The organism is Candidatus Zixiibacteriota bacterium, from assembly GCA_034003725.1.
Taxonomy (GTDB): Bacteria; Zixibacteria; MSB-5A5; order GN15; family FEB-12; genus WJMS01.
Genome location: JAVEYB010000021.1, coordinates 23339 through 29732, shown reverse-complemented (window position 1 = coordinate 29732; position 6394 = coordinate 23339). Strand labels below are relative to the sequence as shown.

At 60.6% G+C, this 6394-nt stretch carries 6 protein-coding genes; all 6 read right to left on the bottom strand.

The genetic code is table 11. The annotated features are described in order from the left end of the window. Nucleotides 1-218: 218 nt before the first annotated feature. Nucleotides 219-1490, bottom strand: a complete 1272-nt coding sequence (ahcY, locus tag RBT76_15420) for an adenosylhomocysteinase (GenBank protein MDX9859174.1) — start codon at nt 1488-1490, stop codon at nt 219-221. A gap of 3 nt (nt 1491-1493) precedes the next feature. Then, nucleotides 1494-2657, bottom strand: a complete 1164-nt coding sequence (metK, locus tag RBT76_15415; GenBank protein ID MDX9859173.1) for a methionine adenosyltransferase — start codon at nt 2655-2657, stop codon at nt 1494-1496. Between the two features lie 50 nt (nt 2658-2707). Then, entirely contained in the window at nt 2708-3682 is a 975-nt protein-coding gene (locus RBT76_15410; GenBank protein ID MDX9859172.1) for a sugar phosphate nucleotidyltransferase, read from the bottom strand. 76 nt (nt 3683-3758) lie between these two features. Next, nucleotides 3759-4859 carry a hypothetical protein gene (locus tag RBT76_15405; protein ID MDX9859171.1) on the bottom strand — a complete coding sequence of 367 codons (1101 nt, stop codon included), beginning with the start codon at nt 4857-4859 and terminating at the stop codon, nt 3759-3761. A 55-nt stretch (nt 4860-4914) separates the two neighbouring features. Continuing rightward, on the bottom strand, nt 4915-5559 hold the full coding sequence (locus RBT76_15400) for a hypothetical protein (GenBank protein MDX9859170.1): 645 nt from the start codon (nt 5557-5559) through the stop codon (nt 4915-4917). Then, on the bottom strand, nt 5556-6392 hold the full coding sequence (locus tag RBT76_15395) for a hypothetical protein (GenBank protein ID MDX9859169.1): 837 nt from the start codon (nt 6390-6392) through the stop codon (nt 5556-5558). Before RBT76_15395 ends, RBT76_15400 begins: the two co-directional genes overlap by 4 nt. Nucleotides 6393-6394 lie beyond the last annotated feature (2 nt).

Sequence of the window (6394 nt, the reverse complement as noted above, 5' to 3'; positions counted from 1 at the left end):
GATCGATCTCACAACGGGAGCATCGGTGACACTCCTCCAACCGGTGCAGAAACAGAAACTGTAACCAATGTCCTGACACAATATGTAACACATGTCTTGACACCGTACACCGTCTTCGAACCCGCCGTGTAGGCCGAGGCTGCCTGCAGCCCGGCTCCATCCTGACAAATTGGTTTGACAATATCGTGATTTGAGGCCGCCCCAAGATCACGACCAACTCACGTCCCCATCTCCCACGAGGACAAATACTTCTTCTGCTCCGCCGTCAACTTGTCGATCGACGTCCCCATCGACTTCAGCTTCAACGCCGCGATCTGCTGGTCGATCTTATCCGGCACCGTATACACCCGGCGCTCCAGCTTCTTGTAGTTGCCGACAATATACTCCGCTCCCAGCGCCTGGTTCGCAAACGACATGTCCATCACCATCGCCGGGTGCCCCTCGGCCGCGCTCAGGTTGATCAGCCGCCCCTCGGCCAGCAGCATGATCCGCTTCGTCTTTGCACCGCTGCCGAACAAAAACTCCTCGACATTCGGCCGCACCTGCCGGTGTGACTTCGATCCTTTCGTCAGCGCCGGGATATCGATCTCGGCGTTGAAATGCCCGGAGTTGCAGACGATCGCGCCGTCTTTCATCTTCCTGAAGTGCTCCAGCCGAATCACGTTCAGGTCGCCGGTCAGCGTAATGAACAGGTTCCCCAGCGGCGCCGCCTTGGCCATCGGCATCACCTCGAATCCGTCCATCACCGCCTCGATCGCCTTTACGTGGTCGACCTCGGTCACGATCACCCGCGCGCCCATGCCCTTCGCCCGTACCGCCACCCCGCGCCCGCACCACCCGTAGCCCGCGACGACTACCGTTGATCCGGCCAGCAGGATGTTGGTCGCGCGAATAATGCCGTCCAGCGTCGATTGCCCCGTCCCGTACCGGTTGTCGAAAAAGTGTTTGGTCTTGGAGTCATTCACCGCCACTACCGGGAACAACAGCTTGCCGTCGGCCGCCATCGCCTTGAGACGGATCACGCCGGTCGTGGTTTCCTCGGTACCGGCCCACACTGTGCCCGCGTGGTCCGTACGCTCCGTGTGAAGCGTGCTCACCAGATCGGCGCCGTCATCCATCGTGATGTGCGGCTTGATATCGAGCGCCTGGTGAATGTGCCGATAGTACGTCTTGTTGTCCTCACCGCGAATCGCGAACACCGAGATACCGTACTCCTTGACCAGCGCCGCGGCGGTGTAATCCTGCGTGGACAGCGGGTTCGAGGCGCACAGCGCAACCGTGGCGCCACCCGCCTTCAGCGTCCGCATCAGATTGGCTGTTTCGGTCGTCACGTGCAGACACGCAGCGATACTGACGCCTTTCAGCGGCTTCTCCTTTTCGAAGCGCTGCCGGATGAGCGCAAGCACCGGCATCGACCGGTCCGCCCACTCGATTTTGGCCTTGCCCTCGGCGGCGAGACCCAGGTCCTTCACATCGTGTTTCACAGCCATACTCTATGCATCCTTTGCTAACAGGTCTGCCTTGTCGGTCCGTTCCCACGTGAATTCCGGCTCCGTGCGTCCGAAATGTCCGTACGCGGCAGTCTTTTTGTAAATCGGCCGCGTCAGATCCAGTAAGTTGATTATCCCCCGGGGCGTCATGTCGAAATGCTTGCGGATCAGCTCGGCGATTCGCTTCTCGGTCACGTTGTGAGTTCCATCGCAAAACACCATCAGCGACACCGGCTCGGCCACACCGATCGCATATGCCAGTTGGATCGTGCACTTCGCCGCCAGGCCCGATGCCACCACGTTTTTGGCGATATAACGCGCCATGTACGATGCCGAGCGGTCGACCTTGGTCGGGTCCTTGCCGGAAAATGCGCCGCCGCCGTGCGATGCCATCCCGCCGTACGTGTCGACGATAATCTTCCGGCCGGTCATGCCCGTGTCGGACTGCGGCCCCCCGATCACGAACTTGCCCGTCGGATTGACATGGTACTTCGTCCTGTCGTCGAGCATTCCCTTCGGGACGACCGGCGATACGACCTGCTCGATAATCTCGTCGCGCGACCGCTGCGTGATCTGCTTGCCGCTATCGTCCAGTATCTCCTCGCTGTGCTGGGTCGAAACGACCACCGTGTCCACACGCGCCGGCTGACCGTCGATATACTCGACCGTCACCTGCGATTTGCCGTCCGGACCGAGATACGGCAGGATCCGGCTCTTGCGCACGTCGGCCAGTCGCCGCGCGATCTTGTGGGCCAGCATGATCGGCATCGGCATCAGTTCCGGCGTCTCCCGGCACGCGTAACCGGCCATCAATCCCTGGTCCCCCGCGCCGCCCGTATCCACACCCTGCGCGATATCCAGCGACTGCGAACCGATCGAATTCAGGATCGCGCACGTATCGAACGTGAACCCGTACGCGCGCTGGTCATAACCCACCTCCCGGATCACGCCGCGCACGAGCCTGTTGATGTCGACATACGACTCCGTCGTGATCTCTCCCCCGACAATCACCAGCCCTACCGTCACAAACGTCTCACAGGCCACTCGGCCGCGCGGATCCTTGCGGAGGACTTCGTCAAGGACGGCGTCCGATATCTGGTCCGACAGCTTGTCCGGATGCCCCTCGGTTACCGATTCCGAGGTGAAAAGAAAGTCGCCTGAAGACATGTATCGCTCTCCTTTGATATGGAAAAGCCGCCGCCGCTCATGGGCGGGGGCTACGCCAGTTCCACTTCGCTGTGATCGCCCAGGTTGACCTGCCCCCGCACCCGGCACACCCGTGCCTCGTTGCCGACCAGCGATTCCCCGAGTTCGCATCCTTCGATTACGGCGCGCCGACCCACAATCGAATCCCTGATGCGGGAATCCTTCACGATCGCCCCGTCACCGATCGACACGTGCGGGCCGATCGTCGCCCGCTCCAGCACCACGTCACGGCCGATATATACCGGCGGCACGATATGCGACCCCGCCGATTTCGGCCCGTGAGAATTCAACTCGAGCAGGGCGCGGTTGGTCTCCAGCAGAGTCTCCCTCTTGCCGCAGTCGTACCAGCCCTGTACCTCGAACGGCGTGCATCGGTGCCCCGACCGTATCAGCATCTCCAGCGCATCGGTCAGTTGTATCTCTCCGCGCACGGTCCTGCCGGACCGCACGTGCTCGTCCAGCGCCCGCTTGAGCGGCCCGCAATCAGAAAAATAATACACCCCTATCACCGCGAGGTTGGTCGGCGGATCTTCCGGCTTTTCGACCAGCCGCACCACCGCCCCGTCGCCCAATTCCGCAATCCCGAACCGTCGCGGATCCTCGACCTGACGAAGCCCAAGCACATAATCGCCGGCATCACGAAATTGCTTCAAATCACACTGGACGACCGTATCCCCCAGCACGATCATCAACGGCCCGCCCGCGATCCGTTCCATCGCCAGGTTAACCGCGTACCCCAGCCCGAGCAGTTGATCCTGCTGAACAAAGGTCGCCTTAAACGAATATGAATCCGCAACGAACTGCCGTATCTGGTCTCCCCGGTAACCGATCACGAACACCACCTCGTCGGGCTCCAGCGGCACCACCGGATCCAGCACATGCGCCAGAATAGGCTTGCCCGCCACCGACAGAAGCGGCTTTGGAGCGGAATGGGTGTGCGGTCTCAGCCGGGTTCCTTCGCCGGCTACCGGTATAATGACTTTCACGGATTCTCCCTGATTTTCTGTGCCCAAGGTAGACAATGCCCCCCCGACGCACAAGCCCTAAACCCCGAACATGGACCTATCTAATTGAGTCAACTGCGGTTTCAGGAAAAACGGCACGCGGCAACTCAAACCACGGCTCCGCCGAACCATCAAGCGGCACCGGACGCGGATTCGCCTGATCCAGCGTCATCAACCCGATCACCGCCGGAGCCGCCTCCCCCTCATAATAGAGAGTCTCTACCGCCACGGCGACCGAATCCGCCAGCCACTCCGTACTCGGACGAAGCATAGAAAAGTCGTACGGTATCCATTCCCGACCGTCGTACGAAACAGTATATGGCGTCGCATCAGGCGATTGAATACGAAAAACTACGCCAATATCCTTTGAGATACTGTCGCGCGGGATGAAATACGCCTCGACCCGATATCGGCTGCCGCCGACCGGCGTCATCAGACAGTCAATCAACTCTATCCGTCCCGAGTCGAATCGCGCCAGCGGCGTCTCGAATGCAAAATCTGCTACCCCCGAATAGTCCAGAAACGCCTGGTCGGCCGCACGCAACTGCTGAAGAAACTCGGGTCGAACCCAGTTGGTATCCCCGGCACGAAACAAACGCCCCAGCACATACCGGGTCGCAAAGGCCCGATGAAGTGAATCCGACAGCACAAACGCCTTGGCCAGCTCGATCTGATCTTTCATCGACGGCCGGGCGGTCGGTTCGTGGAACAGCGACGCCGGCGGACCGGCCTCGACCGCCTCGCGCCAGGTCTCAAACAAATCCTTCAGTTCGCGTGTCTCGCGTTCGTCCGGACGGGCAAACGATGCCAGCGCATAGAGACCGCCTGCCCGGTAGTACGTCTCCGGGCCGAGCCCCGCCAGCGAATCGGCCCACACCCGGAACTTGTCGCCGAGCCGGAGAATGACTCCGGCCCACGCCCGATTGTCCAGCAGCTCCATGTGCTCGCCGTACAGTGTTTCAAACCGCAATGCGATCGACTCGTAGTCCGACAGCCGCTGGGACTCGATATCGTCGATCAGTGCCAGGGCCGCGCGCGGAAAACCGTCGGCGTTCTTCGCGGTGTCGTACACCGGACGGTCCGAATCCTGCGAACAGCCCGCCACAAACACGGCGAGACATACGACCGCCGTTCTCAAGTAATATGCTGGTGATTTCATGCCCGGAAATATAACAGGGAATGGCCCCGCTGTAAAGACGAAGCGCCCCGCTCGATCAGCTTGTGAACGACCCGATCCAGCTCTCCACCAGAAACTGCACCCGACCGATCAACAGCGAAACACGCCCCATCACCGTGTAGCCGAAATGCGCCCCGAACGAAATCATGATGAACCAGATGCCGACCTTGGCCGTCACCCCCAGGGCGCCTTTGTGCTCGTGCGAGAAGTAGAAATAGATAAGCGTGGCGATCACGCCGATCACCACGATGGCCGACAACACCACGATCATGCCCGGATCCGTGGAACCGCCCGGAATGTTCTGCGGCATGAAGGTGGTGCGTATCTGCGGAAGCACCAGCCCCTGGAGCCGCGATGTGATAAACACGCCCGAGGTCGACCCGATCACAAACGCCAGCGGCACCCGCGACAAGTACGAATACGAGCGCGTCAGCCGCGAAAACAGCAGCACGCCCAGCGCCGTCGGGATCAGCAAATACCACGCCCCGTCGGTCCGGATCGGGTACACCACCTGCTGCATCAACACGGTGTCCCACATCAATCCGAAATAATACCCCGCCGACAAACCCGCGAATATCGACTCCACCAGACGGTACACCGGGTTGTCCCGGTACAAAAACGAAAAGATGGCCAAAGTCACGAAGGCCATGATCCAGAGCTCAAACGGGGAAAACGTACTCATGCGCGCTCACCCCTTTTCGCCCGCCGGCCCATGAAGTAACCCAGGTTGCCGATCGCCACCAGCACGATTATCAGCAGGTGGATCAATGACTGGGCGTCCATACCGCGCACCGCGCGGTCCTTGCGGCCAAGCAACTGCTCGTATTCGGCCGCACCCTTCATTCCTCCAAGCAGCCCCTGCAGCTGCCCGGACCCCACGAACGCATACAGCTTGGGCGCCATCACCGCCGTCGCGCCGCAGCACATCGGCACGCCGTACTGCGCGTTCACGATCGACACCCAGTAGTCGGCGGTCGCGTTGTCGGCGACCACGAATATGAACGCGATATCTTCGTAGTTTCGCACCGACTGCATCAGCGGCAGTTGCGTCAGCGGCGTACCCGTATTGTCCGTCGGGAAAATTCCCGATATGGCAGTCCCGAGCCCCTTCATCACCGCAACGTAATTCGCCTTGTACCCGAGATTGACGTAATCAACTCCGTACACCTTGCCGTATTCCGCGGCCAGCTCGCGGGTCACCCGCTCGGCGATCGTCGGCCCGCCCAGCGGAATATTGCTCAGCGTCACAACTTTGCAGTTCTTGGAAAACAAATGGTGCAGCGCCGCGCGCGACATCGGCTCCGTCTCGGCCACTGTCGATGGATAGTAATCGTAGGTAAGCATCACGATCGATGAATCCGGAAGACTGTTCACGGCGTCGTACAGCTGCTGCACCTCCGGCGTCGTGTACACCGGCAGCGACACCGGGATGATAAACGGCACCAGCACGGCAATCCCGCACATCAGGTAGATCCAGCGGCGATCCATCGCGGCGATTCGTTCCCACACGGTCATGA